This is a genomic window from Acinetobacter sp. YH12134, from assembly GCF_013418555.1.
Lineage (GTDB): Bacteria > Pseudomonadota > Gammaproteobacteria > Pseudomonadales > Moraxellaceae > Acinetobacter > Acinetobacter indicus.
In genome coordinates, this window is the sequence record NZ_VPBT01000017.1 from 34,960 (window position 1) to 59,010 (window position 24,051).

A 24,051-nucleotide genomic window follows, 5' to 3' on the forward strand; every position below is an offset into this window, starting at 1 on the left:
AACAGGCAAAGTGTACTTTGCCTGTTTTTCATTTTTGTACAGTTTCTTGACGCTATGATCGAATTTAAGAATATTTCCAAACATTATCAGCTTAAAGGCCAGACCATTCGCGCGCTGGATCAGGTCAATCTGCAAATTCCAGATGGCAGTATCTTTGGAATTATTGGTTATAGTGGTGCAGGAAAAAGTACCCTCATTCGCCTGATTAATTTGCTGGAACGCCCGAATGAAGGTCAGGTAATCATCAATAACACCGACTTTACCGCTTTAAGTGCCAAGGCGCTGCGTCAGGAACGTGCCAATATCGGCATGATTTTCCAGCACTTTAACCTGCTGCAAACCAAAACCGTAGCGGCCAATATTGAAATGCCGATGAAACTGCTCGGCTGGTCGGCGGGAGAGCGTGAAAAACGCCTGAATGAACTGCTCGAATTTATTGATCTGAAACATAAAAAAGATGCCTATCCAGATGAGCTGTCTGGCGGTCAAAAACAGCGGGTCGGGATTGCCCGTGCCCTGGCCAATCATCCTAAAATCTTACTTTGTGATGAAGCCACCAGTGCGCTGGATCCGCAAACCACGCAATCGGTGCTGGAACTGCTAAAAAAAATTAATCGTGAACAAGGCATTACCATTGTCATGGTCACCCATGAAATGGATGTAATTGAATCAGTCTGTGATTATGTGGCCGTTATGGAACATGGCCAGGTGATTGAAACCGGTTCTACCCTGGACATTTTTAGCCAGCCGCAGCATCCAACCACCAAGAATTTTATTCAAACCGTGCTGCAACAGCAGTTACCGGTGAATATTTTAAACAATCTGGAAAACCAGAATCAGCACAGTATTTACTGCCTGAAATTTTTAGGGAAATCGGCGCAGGAAACCGTGATTCAGGCAGTAATTAAACAGTTTGATTTAAGCCTGAATATTTTATTTGCCAACATGACTGAAATTAATGGCGCGGTGATTGGGCAGATGTTTATTCAGTTGCTAGGGGACCCGGCCATTATTCAGCAAGCACTTCAGTTCCTCGAACAAAATGGGGTTCAGGTTGAACAAGCAGGAGTACAAGGATGAGAGATTTAATTGTCCAGTGGCTCACCAGCCTGACCGCGCCGTTCTGGAAAAGCGCCCTGTCGATGGACCAGTTTGTCACAGCCTTACAAGAAACTTTCCACATGGTGTTTTTTGCCATGCTGTTTGGCTGTATCTGGGGCTTTATTCAGGGGATTACCCTGGTCGCCACCCGTCCGGGCGGTATTTTACCGAACCGCGCGATTTATCATGGCCTGAACCCGATTGTAAATGCGCTACGTTCCCTGCCATTTATTATCCTGTTAATTGCCGTTATTCCTTTAACCAAGTTTCTGATCGGTACCTCAATTGGCACCTGGGCTGCCATTGTCCCGCTGACCATTTATGTCGGTCCATATATTGGCCGTCTGGTGGAAACCTCATTGCTGGAAGTCAATGAAGGGATTATTGAGTCAGCACAAGCCATGGGTGCGACACCGCTGCAGATTATTTTCAAGTTTATTTTGCCGGAAGCACGTAGCTCGCTGATTCTAAACCTGACCACCGCCACCATCAGCCTGATTGGTGCAACTGCAATGGCCGGTGCCGTCGGTGCCGGTGGTATTGGTGATCTGGCCATTTCTTACGGTTACCAGCGTTTTGATACCAGCGTGGTGATTCTGACCGTCATTGTACTGCTGATTCTGGTGCAAATTGTGCAGATGCTGGGTGAATGGCTGGCTAAACTCAGATAAGGATTCACCTCTCTATCCAGAACGAGACAGATTACTCATTCTCAAATTAATCACCCTCTACGGAGGGTTTTATTTTGGCTGTTAATCACCCTCATAGCAGCCCGAAAACGCTGGTTTTCAGCCCATGCAGATTACTGTTCAAGTGATGAGAAACCAATCCGCTACGTTGGTTTACATATCTAAAACTTCGCCATTTCCCCTTAATTTCAAACTGAAAGCCAAAATCCCGTGCTAAAATGTGCAGTGGTTTTTGCAGGGACTGATTTATGCACTTTGTTCATCTTGGTATTCATACTGAATTTTCGATTACAGAATCTATCGTACGTATACCTGATTTAGTCAAAGCCGCAGCCAGTGAAGAAATGCCTGCCCTGGCCATCACCGACCTGTCCAACCTGCATGCCGCCGTCAAATTCTATGGCAAATGTCTGGGCAAAGGCATCAAGCCGATCATGGGTTCGGAAATCCGCCTGAATGATGCCGAACATCGCATGACCTTACTGGCCATGAACAATCATGGCTGGCGTAATCTGACCGAAATCGTGTCGCGCGGTTTTATTGAAGGCCAGCAGCTGGATATTCCCTGCGTACAGAAAGACTGGGTCTTGGAGCAGCATGACGATTTAATCGCCCTGCTCGGCATTCACTCCGATGTCGGTAAAATGCTCTGTACCTCGAACCCGCAAAAAGCCGAACCTTTACTTGAAGAATGGATTGCCAAGTTTGGAAACCGGGTTTATCTGGCCCTGACCCGCACCAATCGCCCGAATGAAGAAGACTTCATTTATGAAGCGGTACAGCTGGCGAAAAAATATAATATTGGCGTGGTGGCACATAATGATGTGCACTTCATCAGCCGTGAAGATTTTGAAGCGCATGAAGCGCGCGTCTGTATTGCCGATGGTTATGTTTTGGGCGATAGCCGCCGACCAAAAAACTACAGCCCGGAGCAGTATTTTAAAACCGCTGCAGAAATGACCGAGCTGTTTGCCGACATTCCGTCTGCCATTGAAAACACCTATCACATTGCCAAGCGCTGTAATGTGACGCTGCAACTGGGCAAATACTTCCTGCCGGATTACCCGATTCCGGAAGGCCATACCATTGAAACCTTCTTTGCGCATTTATCCAAGGAAGGTCTGGAAGAGCGCCTGAACCATCTTTATCCGGTAGCGCAGCGCGATGAAGACTGGCCTGAAATCCGCAAACCGTATGATGAGCGGATTGAATACGAAATTAATATTATTAACTCGATGGGATTCCCGGGTTACTTTCTGATCGTGATGGACTTCATTCAGTGGTCGAAGAATAACGGCGTGCCGGTCGGTCCGGGTCGTGGTTCGGGTGCCGGCTCGCTGGTAGCGTACAGTTTAAAAATTACCGATCTGGATCCGCTGCGCTATGAACTGCTGTTCGAACGTTTCCTGAACCCGGAACGTGTCTCGATGCCCGACTTTGACGTCGACTTCTGTATTGCCGGCCGTGACCGCGTGATTGACTACGTGGCCCGTACCTATGGCCGTGATGCGGTATCGCAGATTGCCACCTTCGGTACCATGGCCGCTAAAGGCGCGATTCGTGACGTGGCCCGGGTTTTGGGTAAATCTTATGGTCTGGCCGACCGTATTTCCAAAATGATTCCGACCAAACCTTTGGGTCTGAGTCTGGAAGAGTCGCTGGCGGCTGAACCGCAGTTAAAAGATATTGTCACCAATCCGGGTAACCCGGACTATGACGATGCTTCTGAAATCTGGGAAATGGCGTTAAAGCTGGAAGGCATTACCCGAAATACCGGTAAACACGCCGGTGGTGTGGTCATTGCACCGACCAAAATTACCGACTTCTCTGCGGTACTGTGCGATGCCGATGGCACCGGCCGGGTGGCCCAATACGATAAAGATGACGTTGAAGCCGCTGGTCTGGTCAAGTTCGACTTCCTGGGGCTGCGTAACCTGACTGTAATTGAAGATGCGGTGCAGAATATTAATAAACGGGTTAAACCCGAGATCCCGCTGGATATTGCCCATATTCCGCTGGATGACAAAGATGCCTATTTGGTCTTTGCCAATGCCAATACCACCGCGGTGTTCCAGTTTGAATCCGTGGGCATGAAAAAGATGCTGAAAGAAGCACGCCCGAGTAAATTTGAAGAAATTATTGCTTTCGTATCTTTGTATCGTCCGGGTCCAATGGACCTGATTCCGGACTTTATTCATCGTATGCATGGCGGTGAATTTGAATACCTGCATCCGCTGCTCGAAGGCGTACTGGAGCCAACTTACGGGATTATGGTGTATCAGGAGCAGGTGATGCAGGCCGCACAGTACTGTGCCGGCTATACGCTTGGTGGTGCAGACTTGCTGCGCCGTGCCATGGGTAAGAAAAAACCCGAAGAAATGGTCAAGCAGCGTAAAATCTTTATTGAAGGTGCAGCCCAAAAAGATATTGATGAAGCCACCGCCAACCATATTTTCGACTATATGGAAAAGTTCGCCGGCTATGGTTTTAACAAATCACACGCGGCTGCCTATGCGTTAGTGGCCTACCAGACCGCCTGGCTCAAAGCCCATTACCCGGCTGAGTTCCTGGCTGCCGTTATGTCCTCGGAAATGCAGAACACCGATAACGTGGTGTTCCTGATTGATGACTGCCGCCACAATGGTCTGGAAGTATTACCACCGTCGGTGAATATGTCGCTGTATCATTTCCATGCCACCGATGACAAAACTATTGTTTATGGTTTAGGCGCAATTAAAGGCGTGGGTGAACAGGCCATGCAATCGGTGATTGATTCGCGTATCCAGCAAGGACCATATAAAGACCTATTTGATTTCTGTCACCGGATTGACCTGAAAAAAATTAATAAACGGACCTTAGAGGCCCTGATTCGTGCCGGTGCGCTAGACTGCTTAGGCATTGAACGTTCCAGCCTGATGGCGCAGTTACCAGAAGCGGTGCAAGCCGCAGAACAGGCCCGTTCTAACCGTGAAACCGGGATTATGGACCTGTTTGGTGAAGTCGAAGAAGTACAGCGCAAACCGGCAAAACCGGTCAAACCGTGGTCCGATGAAGTCCGCTTAAAAGGTGAAAAAGATACTTTAGGCCTGTACCTGACCGGCCACCCGATTGATGTATACCGGGCTGAGCTGAAATCCTTTATTCCGGCGCGAATTAATGAACTGAGTCCGACCCGCCGTGGGGTCACCACAGTCTTTGCCGGACTGGTGCTGGATGTGGCCAACTTCCCGAACCGGGTGGTGGTGACCTTAGATGATGGCACCGCACGAATTGAAGTATCAGCCAATCACGAGCGTTTCCAGCGCTTTAAAGACATCATCCAGGTTGAAAAAGTGGTGGTGATTGAAGGCGAAATTTATGAGCGCGAAGGTTTTGACCGTCCAATGGGGCGTCTGACCAAAGCCTTTAGCCTGAATGAAATCCGTCAGAAACGGGCTAACAGTATCAAGATTACGCTATCTGCCGAACATGACAGTAAAACGCTGAGTCGTGATGTACAGCAGATTTTGATGCCGTATACCAATATTGATATGAGCACGCATATTCCTGTAATTCTGTATGTAGATTATGGTTATGCCACTGCTGAACTGCATTTAGGCGTGCAATGGAAAGTCGCGCCAATGGATGAACTGCTGATCAAGCTACGTGATTATTTTGGTAAAGATGCTCTGCATATCGAATATCAGGTGAAATCTAAAGCCGCCCAAGCGGTGGCGCATGAGCCCAAGCCTGCCCACGTTCCGGCACCTCCAGCGGACATGAGCATGGATGATGCGCTCGATTTATATCAGGCCGAAATGGGTCAATATTCTTAATTTAAAATTTTCTTTATTCTGGACCTTGTATGAGTCAAGTCGACAATGCTGCCTTGTCAGCACATCTCTCCCATGTGCGTATTGTCATGGTCAATACCACTCTGCCCGCCAATATCGGCAGCGCCTTACGCGCCATGAAAACCATGGGCCTGTCCAAACTGTTGCTGGTCGCACCGAAGACCTATCCGCATCCGGATATTGACGCACTGGCGGCCGGTGCCACCGATCTGATTGAACAGATTGAAATTGTCGACACCCTGGAACAGGCCATTCAGGACTGTCATCTGGTGTTTGGTACCAGTGCGCGCAGCCGCACCATTCCCTGGCCGCTGCTGGATGTCCGCCCGGCTGCGGAAAAAGCCATGCAGGCCGTCACGGCATCGCATCAGGAAATTGCGGTGATTTTTGGCCGTGAAGATCGTGGTCTGACCAATGAAGAACTGGCCCTAGCCAATTACCATGTCACCATTCCGGTGAATAGCGATTACGGCGTGTTAAACGTGGCCCAGGCCATTCAGATTATCTGTTATGAAATGCGGATGGCAGCCATGGCCCGGGTAGAACAGCAGCCAGACCCTAAAGCCACCATGCAGGTTCTTGATGGTATCGAAATGGAATGGGATGAGCCTCTGGTGACCCATGCCCAGATGGAACAGTTCTATCCGCATATTGAAAAAATGCTGGCCGAGATTGAATTTATGGATCCGAAAAATCCAAGATTATTACCTTTGCGCTTGCGTCGGCTTTTTGGACGTATACAATTAGATCGTATGGAATATCACTTATTACGTGGCATTTTTAGTCGCGTACAGGCATTGAATAACGGTTCATGGAAAAAATCATCAACAACATCGACACAGGACGAGGATCAAGATAATGCTTAAACAGCTCAAAGAAGATATACAAGCTGTCTTTGCGCGCGATCCTGCTGCACGCAATACCTTGGAAGTCTTAACTACCTATCCCGGCATTCATGCCCTGATCATGCATCGGGTTGCACATGAACTCTGGAACAAAGACTGCAAGGGTTCGGCGCGCCTGTTGTCTTCATTTAGCCGCTTTGCCACCGGTATTGAAATTCATCCGGGCGCGAAAATTGGTCGCCGTTTCTTTATTGACCACGGTATGGGTGTGGTGATTGGTGAAACAGCCGAAATTGGCGATGATGTGACCCTGTATCATGGCGTGACCCTTGGGGGGACCACCTGGAACAAAGGCAAACGTCACCCGACTTTAGAAGATGGCGTGATTGTTGGTGCTGGCGCGAAAATTCTCGGGCCATTTACCGTGGGTAAAAATGCCAAAGTCGGTTCCAATGCAGTGGTGACCAAAGCGGTACCGGCCAATACCACCGCGGTCGGCAATCCGGCGCGTTTTATTACCAAAGATCAGCCGAAGGATGAAGCCGAAGCACGTCGCCGTGACTATGCTGAAAGCATCGGTTTCCAGCCCTATGCGGCCACCCAGGATCAGTCCGATCCGATTCTAGACGGCATGCGGGTCTTGCTAGACCGTATTCAGCACAATGAAAAACGCATGAATACCTTATGTCAGCGTCTGTCTTTACTCGACCCAAGTTTTAAAAAGCAGCAGCAAAACGAACAGCCATTTAGTGCTGAAGAATTAAAAATTATTGAAGATGTGCGCCGTGAATGTGAAGCACAAAGCAGTCAGTCCAAAGCTTAACAACACGGTAACAGCAAACTTCTTGCCTTCTCTTGCATGTTCGTCACAGATTTTTTAGACTGACGAACATGCTCAGCCATTTTAAAATAAATTAACGGATGAATATTATGACGCTTAAGCCTTTGGCATTTGCTCTGATTGCGACCACTTTAGTTTCAGCCTGTTCCACTGCACCAAAACAACAAAACCCAGTCAATGCACCAATTGTGTTTACCGAGCCTGATCTGACCCCTCCATTTTATGCTTTAAATCCGTTTAATTATGATGCACCTCCTCCATTTGAACTGAACCTGCAACAGGCTGCGGCCCAGCCAGTGACTAAAATGGAAGTAACTGCCCCGGATAATCCATCGAAAAAAATTACTTTAGACACCAACCGTCTGATTATTCCGACCATCAACAACAACCAGCGCAGCTTGAAGTTTGCGGTGCTGGCCGGTGAAAATGAAATTGACATCACCGAAATTGATGACTTTTTACAGATGGTCGAAGGTAAAGCACGTCACTATCCACCACGTTTTACTGACCGTCAGGAACGCCGCGGTTTTGAAGCTAAACTCAAAGAAGTCACCCAACAACTGGACAGCCTGGCGGTACAGGAAAATGCCTCTTTTGATGTGCTGATTCGTGCCTTTAAAGCCAGCGTAATGGCACGTAACCTGGACTTAGGTTCAATTTATACCACCCGTTCTCTGGCTTATGCGCAGCGCATCCTGAAAATTAACAAGGAAGATGCCGAAGCCAATTTCTGGTTTGGTTTTGCCCTGTCTGAAGGTGGCGGTCATCGTGAAGCAATTTCTTATTTAGATAAAGCCATGAAAGCCGGCGTACAGGAAGCCTATCTGGCTGCTGCCAACAACTACATTGCTTTAGAGCAAAAGAAAAATGCGGTACAGACCTTGAAAAACTACAAGATCAAGTATCCGCAAGAAGCAGCTGTGGCAGACCGTTTAATTACTGAAATTGAAAAACAGGGCCGCTGGAATGTCTGGCAAATCATGACACCGAAGGCTTAAGTCTGGTGAAAGAAAAAATAGGTCATGTTATATGGCCTATTTTTTTGTCAATTGAAAAAACCAAGAAATTCAGTATGATTAAAAAAAACTTATAAAATACGATGCGAATTCACATGACCACTATGACGTATAAGATGATGCTGGCCACCGCGCTCAGCAGTTCCATTCTCGTTGGCTGCCAAACGGTCAGTGTTAAACAGCAAGCATTAAATGTCAGCATTGCCAACGAACGGGAAAGTATTTTATCTCGTGACCGCTTGAGCGAGGCCAGCCTCAATGTCTTGTCCATGACTGGCCGTGAAGCGCAAATCTGTACCGAAAACCCGAAACAGTGTATTGATGAACTGAAGCAGATTCCGGAAATTCTGGATGAACAGCTGCTGTCCACTGCCAGCGAAGTTTATCTGGCCAAAGCCATGCAACTGGCCGATTCTTCCAATTGTAAAATCGGAATTTTAAGCAAACACCAGTCTGAAGAAAAACAGCAATTACAGCAGCAGAACTATCAAAAATGCCTCGACCAGCAGCTGTTTATGCTGGATAAAAGTATCCGTTATAGCTATGCCTATATGTTCAAAACCGAACGGGCGCCACAAGACCGGATTTTTGACAACCGTCAGGTACAAATCCGCGACTTTTATAATCAGGCCATTGCCAAACTAGTATCCAGCTATACCCTGCGCTATCAGCCGGATGTGGTGGCCAGCCAGATTCAGGTCGGTGAAAGTACCTATCATATTGACTTCAATTATTTTCCAACCTTAAAACAGCAAAAAATCGAGCAGTTAAGAGCCACCTATGACCTGAACTTTTCAGGTTTACGTTCCATTACCCGTCGTGATGGTTTTGGCTCGGAATTTCTGGTCATTCTGCCGGAGCAGCGCGCAGATCAGCCAGAGAAAGCCCGTTATATTATTGATCCTTTAAGCCATCGTTATCCAAACAATCAGAATCCGAATATCCATCAGGCCCGTTATCTAGCGGCAACCCTGGTGGCTGAACCGCAGCAGTTTGGCAATGTAGAGGATATCCTGAACAAGGATTTTCGCCTGCGCGCCTATGATCCCTATAAATATGAACAGGCCCGCATTGCCAATAAAAACTATCCGCTGGCGGCTAATTTTTCTGCGCCTTATGGACTGTGGCTGGCGGAAAATAATCTGCTGAAATCGGCTTATCTGTCACTGATTGACCGTGATGACAAGCTGACCATGCCGCATTTATATTTTCTGGAACCATATAATCCGAATAAAAAAGTGCTGGTTTTGGTGCATGGTCTGGCCAGTAGTCCGGAAGCCTGGATTCGCTTAACCAACGATATTATGGGTGATCCAGTGTTACGCGAGCATTATCAGGTCTGGCAGGTGTTTTATTCGACCAATATGCCAATTATTGAAAGCCGTTTCCAGATTCATGCCCTGCTGACCCAAGCCTTCCAGCAGGTCAACCCTAAAGCCGCAGCAAAAAAAGATGCGGTGCTGGTCGGCCACAGTATGGGCGGGATTATTGCCCGACTCCTGGTCAGTGATGCCGATGTGTCCAAAGAAGCCCTGTCGATGATGAGTGGCCGACAACTGGCCAAATACCGCCGTATTCCCGTGATTCAGCAGCGCCTGATTATGCAGGATATTCCTAACTTTAACCGGGCAATTTTCTTGGCCGCTCCGCACCGCGGCACCGAATATGCCGATCGCTGGTTTACCAAAGTGGCGCGTAAAATTATCCGTTTACCGGGGGCATTTTTAAATGCGGCCACCGATTCATTGTTAAATGAAGACCCGAGCCTGAAAGATCTGGTCAATGAACTAGATAAAGGCCTGATTCAAAATGGCCCAAGCGATTTAAGCCATCAATCCAAATTTATTGCCTTAACTCAAGATATTCAGCCACGTAAAGGACTGAAATATCATAGTATTATGGGCAATACCAGTCAGAGTAACGACCCTGCTCTCATCACCGATGATATTGTGGCCTATGAAAGTGCGCATCTGAAACAGGCCCAGTCTGAAAAAATTATTACCGGCGGCCACTCGATTCAGGAAACTCCAGAAGCAGTGTTGGAACTGCGCCGGATTTTACGCTTACACTTGCAGGAGCTGGGTTTATATAAACCTTAACCTGCCAATAAAAAACCGAAGCCTTCAACCGCTTCGGTTTTTTTATCTCTGGAAGATGGCTACATATTGCTATGTATTAAAGTGTGGCAGGAGGCAAACCGGCATAAGCCTGCAGCGACAGCTGCTTTAATTCATCATCGTCATATTCACGCGGATTATAATACGGCGAATCACAAATCATCCGGGCAATGTCCGCCGGGGCGTGTTCCGGTAACCCTAAGTCTTTTAAAGCCAGAGGAATCTGCAGGCGCTGGTTTAATTGATAGATAAAACGGCCCAGCTCCTCCCGACTGTCAACACCCAGTGCAGCGGCCAGTTGATCCATCGCCTGTACATCGGCATGGCGGTTATAGTGCACCGAATAGGCCAGCATAATCGCGTGGGTTTGCGCATGAGGCAGGTTAAAGGTGCCCCCTAGGCTATGACAGATTTTATGGTGAATCGCCATACCCACCGAACCCAGACAAATCCCAGCCAGCCACGCGCCATAGCTGACCTGTTCACGCAGTTGAATATCGTTCGGATGCTGTACCAGTTCCGGTAAAGCGGTGGCCAGACAGCGAATCGCCTCCAGCGCCATCAGGCTAATCACCGGATTTTTATTTTCTGCATACAAAGCCTCCACCGCATGCGCCATGGCATTCATGCCCGAACAGGCAGAAATCTCTGCCGGCAGATTCAGGTTAAGCGCTGGATCATAAATCACGATTTTCGGTAACACCTGTGCAGCTTTGCCGGTGGTTTTCAGCTGATTTTCCGTAATACCATATACCGGGGTCATTTCACTGCCCGCATAGGTGGTCGGAATTGCCACAATTGGCAGATGGGTGTCCAGTGCAATGGCTTTGGCTAAACCAATAGCCGAACCGCCCCCCAAAGCCAGACAGCAATCCACCTGTAATTCTTGTGCTGCCTGAACCGCCTGCCGTGCCACCTCTGCCGGCACGTGCATTACCGCATGAGCATAAACCGTAACGGTCAAATCACCAAGTTGCCGGGCCAGCTGCTCAGCGGCCTTCTGCTGGCCGGGCGTGGCAATCAGCAGAATCTTGTGATAACCGGCCTGCTTGAGAATATCCTGCGTGCGCTTGGCTTCCCCCGCACCAAAATACACCTGTACTGGCAAAGCCTGATAATAGAATTTGGGCATCATGGGCTCATCTTCATGTTGTTCTTTACCCCAGTATAGAGTGCCTCTCCTGCTGCTTCGAGCGCATTGCTGCAACGCTGCTTTCCATATTTCCTGGTCTTCTCTGCTGCAATCTTCATCAGCTGTATTGCTCGCTTAATTTTCTCCGCCATAAGCTGCTCAGTTTCAGCACAGATTTTCCAGAATCGGTTTTTTCCGCCTAGCTAAATTTGTTAAGATGAAGCGCTTGTTGGGTCGTCAACAGCATCGACGTGCAGGATTTAAATACGATGTTTTATCTGCTCCAGCTGGCCCAAATGACATCCACGCGGTGAAAGCCATTCCAACACCCATGCGTTAATTGAAGGAACTGAATGTACATGAACATGCAAGAAATTGTGGCTGACTTATCTTCGCATACCCCGATGATGCAACAATATTTAAAAGTGAAGATGCAACATCCACATTCTTTAATGTTTTATCGAATGGGTGATTTCTACGAATTATTTTTTGATGATGCGCACAAGGCGGCCAAACTGTTAGGCATTACCCTGACCCATCGCGGTAAGGCCAATGGCCAGCCAATTCCGATGGCCGGCGTGCCCTATCATTCTGCCGAAGGTTATCTGGCGCGACTAGTCAAAAAAGGCGAAACCGTGGTGATCTGCGAGCAAATTGGCGAGGTAACTGGCAAAGGCCCGGTGGAACGTGGCGTAGTACGGATTATTACCCCCGGCACACTCACCGACGATGCCCTGCTCAACAGCTATCAATCTTCCAATCTGGTCGCGCTCTGTTTACAGCAGAACCAGATCGGGATTGCACTGCTAGATTTAAGTGCCGGTATTTTCAAGGTCCAGCAGCAGGAGTATCAACCGGAACAGCTGGCGATTGAACTGTCGCGTCTCATGCCAAGCGAAATTGTGGTCGATGAAGATATTGTCGATCCGAATATCATCGAGTCTGTTAAAAAACAGCTGGATTGCCCGGTTACCAAACGTCCAAATGTCGATTTTAACCTGAATAATGCCCAGAAAACCCTGTGTGACCAGCTAGGCGTAGCTACCCTATCTGGCTTTGGGATTGATCATTTGCCTTTGGCCAAAGCCGCCGCCGCCGCCTTGATTCACTATGCCAAAGAAACCCAAAGAACGGCGTTGCCGCATATCCGCTCGATTCAGCTGGAACAAAGTAGCGATTTTATTGCGCTAGACCCGGTGACCCGGCGTAATCTGGAACTGATTGAACCTTTATTTGAACACGGCACCTCACTGTTTCAGCTGATTAATGACTGCCAGACCGCGATGGGTGGTCGTCTACTTAGCCGCACCTTAATGCAACCGCTACGTGATACCGCACTGCTGGATGCAAGGCTGGATGCGACCGAAGCGATTTTAACCGGTTATCACGATGCACCAATTCGTCTGGTACTGAAAGAAATTAGTGATATTGAACGTGTGCTGAGCCGGGTCGCTTTAGGCAGTGCGCGCCCACGTGATCTGGTGCAGCTGCGTCAGGCCTGTGCCCAGATTCCGTATTTACGTCATGCCGTGCAGCCGATTGTCAGTGCCGGCCAATCCAAATATTTACAACAGCTGAATGAAGAACTGGGCGATTTTCAGGGCCTTTACCAGCGTTTAATGGCGGCCATTGTGGAACAGCCACCGGTGTTGCTGCGTGATGGTAATGTCATTGCCGAAGGCTTTGACAGCGAGCTGGATGAGTTACGTCAAATCCGTGATCATGCCGGCCAGTTCCTGATTGATCTGGAAATTCAGGAGCGTGAACGTACTGGCATCAACACGCTTAAAATTGGCTATAACCGCGTTAGTGGCTACTATATTGAACTGTCCCGTGCGCAGGCCGAACAGGCACCGGAGCATTATATCCGTCGTCAGACCTTAAAAAATGCCGAGCGTTATATCACCCCGGAACTGAAAAGTTTTGAAGATAAGGTATTGTCGAGTGAATCACGCGCGCTGGCACGGGAAAAAATGCTGTTTGAAATGCTGCTGGATGAGCTGCGTCAGGACATTGGCAATTTGCAGATGATGAGCAGCGCCATTGCCCAGATTGATGTGCTGGCCAACTTTGCCCATCAGGCCCGCCTGAAAAACTGGACCCGTCCGGAATTTTCACCGGAAATTGGAGTCAAGATTGTCGCCGGCCGTCATCCAGTGGTGGAAGCCTTGAGCAAAACCGCATTTACCCCAAATGACACCACACTGGATTTTAACCATCGTATGGCAATTATTACCGGGCCGAATATGGGCGGTAAATCGACCTTTATGCGCCAGACCGCACTAATTGCCCTGCTTGGCTATTGTGGCAGTTATGTGCCGGCTCAAGCTGCGGTGCTAGGTCCGATTGACCGGATTTTCACCCGGATTGGTTCGGCCGATGACCTGTCTACCGGTAAATCAACCTTTATGGTGGAAATGACCGAAACCTCGCAAATTCTGCATCATGCCACCAATCAGTCACTGGTGCTGATGGATGAAGTCGGCCGTGGCACCAGTACCTATGATGGCCTGTCACTGGCCTGGGCCTGTGTGCTGGATTTAACCAAACGGATCAAATGCTTATGCCTGTTCGCTACGCATTATTTCGAGCTGACCGAGCTAGGCAAAGAATCAGGTATTGATAATTATCATGTTACGGCCAAAGAACTCAATGGCAACCTGATTTTACTGCATAAAGTCCAGCAGGGTCCGGCCAGCCAGAGTCATGGTTTGCAGGTGGCCAAACTGGCCGGTATTCCTGCCAATGTGATTAAAGAAGCACAAAATCGCCTGAAGATTCTGGAAAAGCAGTCACATCAGTCGGTACAAAAATCGGTCCAGCATGATTTATTCAGTGAACCGGTGGTAGAAACTGAAGTGATTGAACGGATTGTCGAAGTTGAAAAACCATCACCGGCCCTCGAAGCCTTACGCCAACTGGATGTCGATAATCTCACCCCACGTCAGGCTCTAGAGCAATTGTATGCCCTGAAAGAGCAGCTAAACGCCTGATTCAAGACTTGAATTTCATATATGGAAAGGCTCTCATTTGAGAGTCTTTTTCATTTATAAGTTTTTTTGATGGTTTTATAGCACTTTTATCAAATTTAGTAGCACTGTCTATATCAAATATCAGTAAAAGCAATTGTTAGTTCACATCATTTTTGCCTAAAATACAGCTTAGTTATTAGAACCATATTTTTAGGTAGCTGTCGCCATGACATTTGTTGTCACTGAAAACTGTATTAAATGTAAATATCAAGACTGTGTAGAAGTATGCCCTGTAGATTGTTTCTATGAAGGTCCAAACTTCCTGGTGATTAACCCGGATGAATGTATCGACTGCGCACTGTGTGAACCTGAGTGTCCAGCCAATGCGATTTTCTCGGAAGATGAGCTACCAGAAGGTCAGGAAGTATTTATCGAGCTGAATGCTGAACTGGCAGAAAAATGGCCAAATATCACGCAAATTGGTGAACAGCCTGCTGACCGTGAAGAATGGAATGGCAAGCCGGACAAATTACAATACTTAGAAAAGTAATTTTAAAAAGATCAGCAAAAGCTGATCTTTTTTTATACCTAAAACACACATTTGATTGCAATATTTTCAATTTTTACCGAAGCTTTTAGATTAGAATGCTTAGGATTTTAGTAAACGTTTGATTTGCATAATGACGCAATTTCTCAAGGCGGTGCTCTCGCTCAGCATCGTGCACCTGATCATGCTCGGATGTACAACCACACCGCAGAAAGGGAAAACGATTCATTCGCCTGATGGAAAACGGATTTATATCCCACAAGAAAAAATCAGCTATGAACGCAAGGTCGCACCAAAAGTGGTGCCCTATGCCTATAACAGCTGGATTGCCGTGACCGATAACCTGCGCCAGGTCCGCGAATATGAAAAATTCCTGAATGCTGAAGGCGTCGGCAATATTATTCCAAGTTTTGAATTACTGCGCACCGCACGTGACTGGCAAAAATGTGGCCGCTCGCAATACATGGTGCCCAACCGCGAATTATGGCGCAATCAGATTCCAACCTTAAAAGTCTTTAAATATCTGGTTGCCTCCAAAGTCCTGACCGATTTTGAAGTCACTTCAGTCTATCGCGATTTACCGCTGAACCAGTGCGCCGGTGGTGCCAGTTCCTCACGGCATTTATATAATTCCGCTATTGATTTCCGGATTGGGCCGGAATTTCCACAGCCGCAAGATTATGCCTTTATTGAAAATACCAAGTTCAGACTGTGCCAGTTCTGGACCCAGTATGGTCAAAGCCTGAATATGGGCTTGGGACTGTATGCTTCAGGGCAAATCCATATTGATACGCAGGGCTATCGTACCTGGGGACCGGATTTAAGCCGCTATTCGTCAATGTGCTATTACGAATAAATCCGGATCTGAATACAGAGGTGCTGCGGCGCCTCTTTTTATGTCTATTAATTCTGCAACTCTCCCGATAAAAATTGCACTCTAGGGGGAAAAGTTTAAAATGCATGCATTGCAACAAAGGTGCCCCCGACTATGAAACAAATGTGGACCGACCTCGACCACTACATCGAAACACATTTAATTCCTGAAGATCCGATTCTGACCCAAACCTTAAAACATACCGATGATCGGGGTTATCCGGATCACCTTGCTGTTGCGCCCAACCAGGGCATGTTGTTACAGATGTTAATTCAGATGAACGGCTGTAAACGTATTCTGGAACTTGGTACCTTTGCCGCCTATAGCACCATGTGGCTGGCGCGCGCTTTACCGGAAGATGGCTATATTCTGACTATTGAAGGCCGTGATGCACACGCCGCCGTGGCGCAGGAAAATATTGATCAGGCCAAGCTGAAACAGACTATTGATTTGCGTGTTGGCCGCGCCGCCGATATTTTAAAGAGCCTGCCGGCTGATACTGCCCCGTTTGACTTTATTTTTATTGATGCCGATAAACAGAGCTATCCGGAATATCTGGAACTGAGCCTGAATCTGTCACGCTCCGGCACCTTAATTTTCCTGGACAATGTAATTCGCGCCGGTGACATCATCAATCCGGACAATCACAAGCCTAGCATTGAAGGCATTCGCGAGATGTTTAAGCTGATGCAGGAGCATCCACGTTTATTGTCCTCAACTGCCTTGCAAACGGTAGGCAGCAAAGGGCATGATGGCTTTGCCTTGGCCATCGTTAAATAAGGCCCAAACAGAACAAAAAACACACAAAATAATATTTATTTTATTTTTTATAAACTTACATATACTGTCCATATAGTTATCCACAATAAATGCGGATAACCTTGGACAGTAATTCATCAGATGCGTGTAAGATATTTGGGCTTTATTTCACTACCAGTAACGGCACATTCGAATTCCGGAAAATGGTGGTGGTAATACTGCCCAGGAAAAACTGATGGATTTTACTATGACTAAAGGCCCCAAGCAAAATTAGCTGAATGCCATGTTCACGCTGATAATCCAGAATATTCTCCGCCACATCTCCATAACGATATTCCACCACCACATCTAAACCAGCGGCTTTTAAATACTGGGTCGGCTCATTCAATATTTCCGGATGATCACCCACATACAGCAAATGACATTGCAGCAGACGCAGCAAATCACTTTGGGTGATGCGCTTCATGATTTTTAAGCAGGTTGGTGAATATTCATAAGCGAAAATAAAACGGGTTGGCGGCTTAAACTGCTCGCCCACGGTCATAACGGCACAATTGGCCCCGCGGATAAAGTTTTCGACGTTACTGCCCAGGGCTTTATTGCGTTCGGCGGAACGCTCCCCAACCCGGCCGATGACCGCAATATCATCTTCTTGCAAGACATTAAAACTTTGTTCAAGAAAATCGCCTTTTTCCTGAATCTGGGTCGGCACGATATTATATTTTTGCTGCACCATCTCGGAAATATGACGCAGCAGATTATTGCTATATTCCAGCGCAATGTCGCTCTGCTTCTGTTCCAGCTCGGCCAGTTCCTTCAATAACATGGCATTGCTTTCAAAACCAATGACCCCGCTAATTTCACCTAAGTGATAACTGGCCGGATAATAGTCCAGCACCTGTAACAGCACCAGTTCCCGCTGGGTCTGCTTGGCTATCCACGCTGCGGCTTCCGCGAGTGCATTGATACAGGGTGAAGAATCAATACAGGCAATTACTCGTTTCATTGTCGCCTCTCTTGTTGCCTGTCTGCCAGGCTTTCGTTTTAATTGTTATCTAAAACTTAGCATAAGTCCTCAGCGGATGACATGACAAAATGTAAATAAAACACAGACATTTGAAGATAGAGAGCTATGTATGAGATTAATCACGATAACGAATCAAACGTGCCGGATTCCCTGCCACAATGGCCCGGCTTTCAATATCTTTGGTGACCATGCTGTGCATGCCGACAACCGCATGGGCACCAATTTTAATACCATCCTTAACGCCGACATGAGCACCCAGCCAGACATCGCGTTCAATTTCGATGCCCTGCGAACGTACTGGCTGCTGGTAAATTGGCTGAGCTAAATCCATGCCATGATCAAAGGCATATAAATGGCAATAGGCGGCAATACGCACCTGATCGTGAATCTTAATGCCGACCCGACCACCATCTAGAATACTATGATGATTAATCGCCACTTCACTGCCAATATGCAGCGGACCATGCAAGGTACAATCTGCAGCAATAAAAGTATTATCCCCGATGCTAATTTTACGTCCCGGTTCGGCAAAAATATGCGCCAGCGGTGAAATAAAGCAGTTCTCGCCAATTTCTACCGTTTCCATCTCCATCAAATAGGCCTGATAGTCTTTTTGCCAGGCTTCGGCCCAAACCCGGTTTTTCGGTTTCAGCGACCAGTACAGCCATGGCATATAATTCAGCCGATGTTTATGCTGTTCCCGATATTTCAGCAAAGGATCATGTTCAGTCATCTGCTGGCTCCTCCATGACTTTGAGCTGTTCCCGGCCGCGGGTAACGTCCTGAATTTTTAAGGCCAAAGGCTCAATCTGATGCACCTGTAATAAGGCATTGACTTGCACGCCATCTGCCCCGTACTGTTCCTCAAACTCGATATTCTGGCTATTCAGTTCATATTGGAAAATGGCCCATTCATTAAACTGGCACTGAAACTCGACTTTTTTCTTTTCAATCAATTCAATTTTTTCTGCCAGCAACAGACATTGCCCAACACACCCCCCATAAGCGCGCACCAGACCACCGGTGCCAAGTTTAATCCCGCCATACCAGCGATTGACCAGCACCAGCACATTGGTCAGCTCATTGCCCTCAATGGTAGCCAGAATAGGTCGGCCGGCAGTGCCAGAAGGTTCACCATCATCATTAAAACGCACCTGATGGCCAATTTTCCATGCCCAGCATTGATGGGTGGTGGTCAGGTCTTTGTTGGCTTCCAGAAAATCTTTAACCGCCTGTTCGTTTTCTACCGGTACGGCAATGGCCTCAAAACGGCTCTTTTTAATATCTTCTTCAAAGCGAACAAGGGAGGCAATGGTAAATGGCATAACACAGCTAAAATGCAATAATCTCTGAAATTATAACGTGTTTTCAGGCAAGTTTTAGCAATAAAAAACCTCCCAAACTGGGAGGTCTAAGTTGAATTGACAATTAACGCTCGCGTAACGCTTCCTGGGCCTTGTTAAACGGTTTAATCAGATAATCCAGTACGGTTTTGGAACCGGTTTTAATATCAACCGTGGCCACCATTCCGGGGGTAATACTGAACTGCTGGCCAGATTTATTGGTCAGCTTATCGGTATCGGTCCGGATATAGACCCGGTAATAAAACTGGTCCTGCTTGACTTCATCACGGATGGTATCCGGTGAAATCACCGTGACCTTACCCTTTAAACCGCCATAAATCGAATAATCATAGGCGGTAATTTTGACCAGTGCTTCCTGGTCTGGGCGAATAAATGCAATATCTCGCGGCGAGATCCGCGCTTCAATTAACAGCTGTTCATCTAAAGGCACAATGGTCATTAACTTGCCATTTTGCGGTACGACCCCGCCAATGGTCATCACATCAATTTCCTTGACCACACCCCGTACCGGCGACTTGAAGACTGTGCGGTTCAAGGTGTCGGACTTGCCACGTACCACCTGTTGCTGGGTCTGTACATCGGTACTGGACTTGGACAGCTCTTCACGCGCTTTGACATAATACTGGTTACGAATATCATTCATCTGGTTACGCAGGTCATTGGCCTCGCGTTTCAGACGCAGCACTTCCACCTCACTGGCCGCACCTTTGGCCACCAAGGGTTCAGTCATACGCAATTCCTGCTCGACCAGCACCAGAGCCTGCCGTAAACCGGCCAGCGATTCTTCTAAGTTGGCCCGGCGCGAATTGTATAAAGCAGTTTCCTGCTGTACCAGTTTTGGCTCTTTCAGCACTTCTTCAGGAAAAACCAGAGGCGTGCCATTTACTTCAGCGCGTAACCGGGCCGAAGTGGCCAAGGAAGATACCAGTAAAGATTCCGATTCACCCACATTAGAAGCAAACCGGGTCGGGTCCAGCTGGGCCAGCACCTGACCCCGATTGACAATTTCCCCTTCACGGACATTCAAGGTGGTGAGAATCCCGCCTTCTAAAGACTGTACCACCTGCTCTTTCGAAGATGGCACCACTTTACCAGTGCCGGTGGATACTTCTTCCAGCTTGAACAGCCAGGCCCAGAGTAGCAAAACTGCCAGTCCAATACAGATAATCCAGATAAACAGACTGGCTTTAGGTAAAGGTGGCTCCAGCTCGGTCACCTGCATTGAACGTTTGCTTAATTGTTCACTCATGACTTCGCTCCTGCCATCTGACGTGGTTGAGATGCAGACTGATTAAGAATCTGGTCTCGTGGCCCGTCCATCACAATTTTCCCATCATTGACCACAATAATCCGGTCCACCAGCTCTAAGACTGCACGGCGATGGGTGGCCACCACCAAAGTCCGGTGCCCAAGCCACATTTTCAAATGATCAATCAACTGTTTCTCGGAGACATCATCAATTGCAGCCGTTGGTTCATCCAGCAATAAAATATTCGGCTGACGCAGCAGCAAACGGGCCAGCAACAAGGCCTGTTTCTGGCCACCAGAGAACCCCACACCACCTTCCAGAATCAGATGGTCCAGCCCTTCTTTCTTTTCCTGCACAAAAGCCAGCGCACCGGTAATTCGAAGTGCCTGTAAAATATCGTCATCATTGGCCAATGGTGCACCCAAAGTCAGGTTTTCTCGTACCGTGCCAAAAAACAGATGCGCATTCTGATTCAATAGCCCCATATCACGGCGTACATCAGCAGGATCAATCAGGCCCAACTCTACGCCATCGAGTTTAATTTTGCCCTGATTCGGGGTTTGCATGCCGGAAAAAAGCTGCAACAAGGTGGACTTTCCGGCACCATTCCGGCCCAGAATGGCAATTTTTTCACCGGCTTTAATTTCGAGCTTGGGCACCATCAAGGTTGGTTTAGGATCATCTTCGCCATATTTAAAGCTGACCCCGCTTAATTCATAATGACCATTTAACACCGGACGATGAATTAAGTGGCTATGTTCCGGCTGATCAACCGGTTTTTTCATTAATTCATCCAGTCCCTGTTTCGCCACTTTGGCCTGTTGTAAACGGCCCAGCACGCCGGCAATCTGTGAAATTGGTGCCAGCATCCGTGAAGATAAAATTGAACAAGCCACCAGAGCACCGGTGGTCATTTCTCCATCCATCACGGCAAAACAGCCGACCAGCACCACAATTGCAAAGGTCAGCCCCTGAATTTTCTGGGTCCAGGCCGTCATCACCCCAACAATTTTACGCTGACGCATAGCAATATCGGCGGAGACTTCATTCATATGATTCCACTGGTTCTGGAAGCGGGCTTCGGCGCGTAATAACTTGATGTCTTCAATGCCCTGTACCGATTCCACCAGCATGGCATTGCGGATTGCGCCTTCACGCATCCCCTCATTAGCCAGTTTAGCCAGAGGCTTTTGCGCCAGAATACCGGGAATAATCATGAGCGGTACCACAATCAGCATCACCCAGAACAGGTTCCCGCCAATCACCCAGAACACGCCTAGGAACAGCAGGAAGAAAGGCAAATCAGCGATTGCAGAAATGGTGGTCGACGTCACCAGTTCACGCACCCCTTCCAGTTCACGAATTTGTGAAATAAAGGTCCCGGTCGATTTAGAGCGTTCACTGTTTTTAATCCGTAGCGCATGTCCATATACCCGATCTGAAATACGCAGATCAGCGCGCTTGCCGACAATATCGGAGAGGTAAATCCGTGCGACCCTTAAACTAAACTCGAAAATGGCCGCAATCAGCACCCCACCTGCCAACACCCACAAAGTGGGAACCGATTGTGCCGGAATTACCCGGTCATAGACATTCATCGAAAACAGGATGGTGGCCAGCGCCAGAATATTGGCCATCAGGGAGGCAAACATTACATCGATATAACGTTTCCAGTCCCGCAGCACAATTGACCAGAACCAGTTGTCTTCATAGGGTTTAACATATTCATCTACCCGCGCATCGGGAACCGATTTTTCCGGACGCAGGATATAGACATGCCGCACATGCTCAGCCAAGGTGTCGCTGGCCAGCATTTGTGACAAACCCTGATCACCACTGAACTGAATACTCAGGTTACCCTCAGCATCGACCTTGTCAATTACGCCCACCTGACCATCCTGGAATTCAACCAGTACCGGCAAACGCCAGGGATTGATCACTTCGGCGCTAAAGTCGGTTTTGCGCAGACTTAGGCCCACCTGACGGGCAATCAGATTTAAAATATCATCAATATTCTGGTTCGGATTCCAGTCCAGCTGCAAGCGGATACGTTCTGCGGATGGTTCAATCCGGTAATGCTTGGCAATGCTCAGCACTGCTTGAAGCCACGGTTGATAATTTATTTTAGTACTCATGGCTGAACTTCAAGCCCCTGAATGGATATATGGTTTAAATCATAAATATCGCGTGTCCGTCCGGTAATGGAGATATAGCGCGCAATGGCGGCATAAATATCAAAACGCGTATTTTCAATTTCCTGGGCGGCACTATGAATTGCCTGTTCGGCATTCAGTAAATCGACAGCTGAGCGCGTGCCTAATTTATATTGTTCCTGATACAGCTCTTTGGTCTGGATGGTGGTGGCCTGACGCTTGACCAGAATATTCATCTGGCGCTGCTTGTTCTGGATTTCTTCACGCAGCATGCGGGTTTCATCCAGCACCTCTAGATACACACTATTGACCCGTGCCTTGGCCGCTTCTTCTGCATAACTGGCCGCCCGGGTTTGTGACGCAATTGCCCCGCCCTGATAAAAGTTGCTATTGGCTTCCAGCATGATCGAATTATAGAGGCCATCATCTTCATTGTTATTTGGATTACGACCATTGATGGCCTGACTTATAGAACCTTTCACATTTAAAGTGGGATAAGCACTTAAACGTGATTGCTGCTTACGTAATTTGGCCACTTCAACTTCAGCCTGAGCAGCGATTAGTCCGGGAATCTGCTGAAAAACCGGCTCTGAATATAATTGCGCCTCTTTCACCAGCCGCTCTGGAATCTGCCAGTTACGCTGATGAACCTCAAACCCGACCAAAGTGCGCAGCTTTTGCTGAAATTGGCGCAGCTGGGTTTGCTGCACAATTAAATTGGCTTCCGCAGCTTCCAGATTGGAACGGGCCTGAATCGGGTCGGCCTGGGTACTAATCCCGGCCTCGGCACGTAAATTGGTGATTTCCGCAATGCGGGCAATCCCCTGAATCTGCTCTTCAGCAATACGGGTAATTTCCTGATAGCGTTTGATATTAATCATGGCATTGGCAGTCTGGTAAGCAATATCATCAATACTGACCAGCACATTGGCCTGCTCTGCGGCCAAACGGGCCTGTTCCAAGTTGACACTGCTTTTGACCTTGCCAAAATCATAAAGCATTTGCGTGGCATTCAGGCTCAGCAGCTGACGGCCGCGCTCGCCTTTGGTCAGGTCTGCTGTGGAAATACCACCAGATAATTGCGGATAATAACCGGACTTCGCCACATCAATACTGGCATTCTGGGCTGCCAAAGTGGAAATGGCCTGGGAAATTTCAGGATGACGCTGAACAGCGGTCCGAATGGTGTCATTAAAACTTAAAGGCTGTTGCACAGAGGATCGGGCTGATGCCGCTGTTTCTGAAACAGATGATGCTGGTACTGCCCGGGGCATTTCCTGAATATTTTGTGTATCGAGCTGAAACTGGCTCAGTTCACTAATACGGACACGAGTAAAATTCTGGTCAGATTGCGGGGTAAATAAACGTGCCATGCTCTGTTGAAGTGTTTGCCGTTCTGAAGTCGTCGTTTCAGCATAAAGCGACTGGCTCAGCAGTCCACTCAGCAATAAAGCCTGCCACAGTAGCGTCTGCCTGAATAATTTATTTTTATGAACTGTTAAGCTCTTGCAACCCATCATTGTCGTCATTCA

General features: G+C 47.8%; 19 protein-coding genes. 11 read left to right on the forward strand and 8 right to left on the reverse strand.

Features of this window, described 5'->3' with window-relative positions:
* Positions 1-54: 54 nt before the first annotated feature.
* The 7 genes from FTU69_RS10555 (at position 55) to FTU69_RS10585 (ending at position 10,424) form a co-directional block, all read left to right on the forward strand.
* Positions 55-1,080: a methionine ABC transporter ATP-binding protein gene (locus FTU69_RS10555; protein ID WP_180103853.1), complete on the forward strand. Its 1,026-nt coding sequence runs from the start codon at positions 55-57 to the stop codon at positions 1,078-1,080.
* Positions 1,077-1,772 (forward strand): methionine ABC transporter permease, encoded by a 696-nt coding sequence (locus FTU69_RS10560; RefSeq protein WP_180103854.1) that lies wholly within the window; start codon positions 1,077-1,079, stop codon positions 1,770-1,772. The genes FTU69_RS10555 and FTU69_RS10560 overlap by 4 nt, the downstream gene beginning before the upstream one ends.
* A gap of 266 nt (positions 1,773-2,038) precedes the next feature.
* Positions 2,039-5,605: a DNA polymerase III subunit alpha gene (gene dnaE, locus FTU69_RS10565; RefSeq protein WP_045794911.1), complete on the forward strand. Its 3,567-nt coding sequence runs from the start codon at positions 2,039-2,041 to the stop codon at positions 5,603-5,605.
* 29 nt (positions 5,606-5,634) lie between these two features.
* The gene (locus FTU69_RS10570; protein ID WP_180103855.1) at positions 5,635-6,489 is read left to right on the forward strand and encodes an RNA methyltransferase; all 855 of its coding nucleotides are present in this window, start codon (positions 5,635-5,637) and stop codon (positions 6,487-6,489) included.
* Positions 6,482-7,291: a serine O-acetyltransferase gene (gene cysE / locus FTU69_RS10575; protein WP_005178800.1), complete on the forward strand. Its 810-nt coding sequence runs from the start codon at positions 6,482-6,484 to the stop codon at positions 7,289-7,291. The genes FTU69_RS10570 and cysE overlap by 8 nt, the downstream gene beginning before the upstream one ends.
* A gap of 107 nt (positions 7,292-7,398) precedes the next feature.
* Positions 7,399-8,307: an ABUW_2363 family tetratricopeptide repeat lipoprotein gene (locus FTU69_RS10580; protein ID WP_180103856.1), complete on the forward strand. Its 909-nt coding sequence runs from the start codon at positions 7,399-7,401 to the stop codon at positions 8,305-8,307.
* Positions 8,308-8,420: 113 nt separating this feature from the next.
* A complete protein-coding gene (locus FTU69_RS10585) occupies positions 8,421-10,424 on the forward strand; it encodes a triacylglycerol lipase (protein WP_163145713.1) in 2,004 nt (667 codons plus the stop codon).
* 76 nt (positions 10,425-10,500) lie between these two features.
* Here the strand turns inward: FTU69_RS10585 and FTU69_RS10590 are convergent, their stop codons facing one another.
* Positions 10,501-11,574 carry a maleylacetate reductase gene (locus FTU69_RS10590; RefSeq protein ID WP_180103857.1) on the reverse strand — a complete coding sequence of 358 codons (1,074 nt, stop codon included), beginning with the start codon at positions 11,572-11,574 and terminating at the stop codon, positions 10,501-10,503.
* Positions 11,574-11,726 carry a hypothetical protein gene (locus FTU69_RS10595; protein ID WP_155756624.1) on the reverse strand — a complete coding sequence of 51 codons (153 nt, stop codon included), beginning with the start codon at positions 11,724-11,726 and terminating at the stop codon, positions 11,574-11,576. The genes FTU69_RS10590 and FTU69_RS10595 overlap by 1 nt, the downstream gene beginning before the upstream one ends.
* A 207-nt stretch (positions 11,727-11,933) precedes the next feature.
* Between FTU69_RS10595 and mutS the strand changes: the two genes are divergently transcribed.
* The 4 genes from mutS (at position 11,934) to FTU69_RS10615 (ending at position 16,747) form a co-directional block, all read left to right on the forward strand.
* Entirely contained in the window at positions 11,934-14,567 is a 2,634-nt protein-coding gene (gene mutS / locus FTU69_RS10600) for a DNA mismatch repair protein MutS (protein ID WP_104471029.1), read from the forward strand.
* A 205-nt stretch (positions 14,568-14,772) separates the two neighbouring features.
* Positions 14,773-15,096, forward strand: coding sequence for a ferredoxin FdxA (gene fdxA / locus FTU69_RS10605; protein ID WP_005178805.1), 324 nt, complete (start codon positions 14,773-14,775; stop codon positions 15,094-15,096).
* 130 nt (positions 15,097-15,226) lie between these two features.
* Positions 15,227-15,949, forward strand: a complete 723-nt coding sequence (locus FTU69_RS10610) for a D-Ala-D-Ala carboxypeptidase family metallohydrolase (protein ID WP_180103858.1) — start codon at positions 15,227-15,229, stop codon at positions 15,947-15,949.
* Positions 15,950-16,081: 132 nt separating this feature from the next.
* Positions 16,082-16,747 (forward strand): O-methyltransferase, encoded by a 666-nt coding sequence (locus tag FTU69_RS10615; RefSeq protein ID WP_005178807.1) that lies wholly within the window; start codon positions 16,082-16,084, stop codon positions 16,745-16,747.
* Positions 16,748-16,889: 142 nt separating this feature from the next.
* Here FTU69_RS10615 and FTU69_RS10620 read toward each other — a convergent pair whose 3' ends face one another.
* The 6 genes from FTU69_RS10620 to FTU69_RS10645 form a co-directional block, all read right to left on the reverse strand.
* A complete protein-coding gene (locus FTU69_RS10620) occupies positions 16,890-17,732 on the reverse strand; it encodes a universal stress protein (RefSeq protein ID WP_005178808.1) in 843 nt (280 codons plus the stop codon).
* A 136-nt stretch (positions 17,733-17,868) separates the two neighbouring features.
* Complete coding sequence (locus FTU69_RS10625) at positions 17,869-18,486, reverse strand: DapH/DapD/GlmU-related protein (RefSeq protein WP_104473705.1); 618 nt, start codon at positions 18,484-18,486, stop codon at positions 17,869-17,871.
* Positions 18,479-19,078 carry a YigZ family protein gene (locus tag FTU69_RS10630; protein WP_180103859.1) on the reverse strand — a complete coding sequence of 200 codons (600 nt, stop codon included), beginning with the start codon at positions 19,076-19,078 and terminating at the stop codon, positions 18,479-18,481. The genes FTU69_RS10625 and FTU69_RS10630 overlap by 8 nt, the downstream gene beginning before the upstream one ends.
* 103 nt (positions 19,079-19,181) lie before the next feature.
* Positions 19,182-20,366: an HlyD family efflux transporter periplasmic adaptor subunit gene (locus FTU69_RS10635; protein WP_005178811.1), complete on the reverse strand. Its 1,185-nt coding sequence runs from the start codon at positions 20,364-20,366 to the stop codon at positions 19,182-19,184.
* Positions 20,363-22,501 carry a type I secretion system permease/ATPase gene (locus tag FTU69_RS10640; RefSeq protein WP_104513340.1) on the reverse strand — a complete coding sequence of 713 codons (2,139 nt, stop codon included), beginning with the start codon at positions 22,499-22,501 and terminating at the stop codon, positions 20,363-20,365. The genes FTU69_RS10635 and FTU69_RS10640 overlap by 4 nt, the downstream gene beginning before the upstream one ends.
* A complete protein-coding gene (locus tag FTU69_RS10645; protein ID WP_180103860.1) occupies positions 22,498-24,039 on the reverse strand; it encodes a TolC family outer membrane protein in 1,542 nt (513 codons plus the stop codon). Before FTU69_RS10645 ends, FTU69_RS10640 begins: the two co-directional genes overlap by 4 nt.
* Positions 24,040-24,051 lie beyond the last annotated feature (12 nt).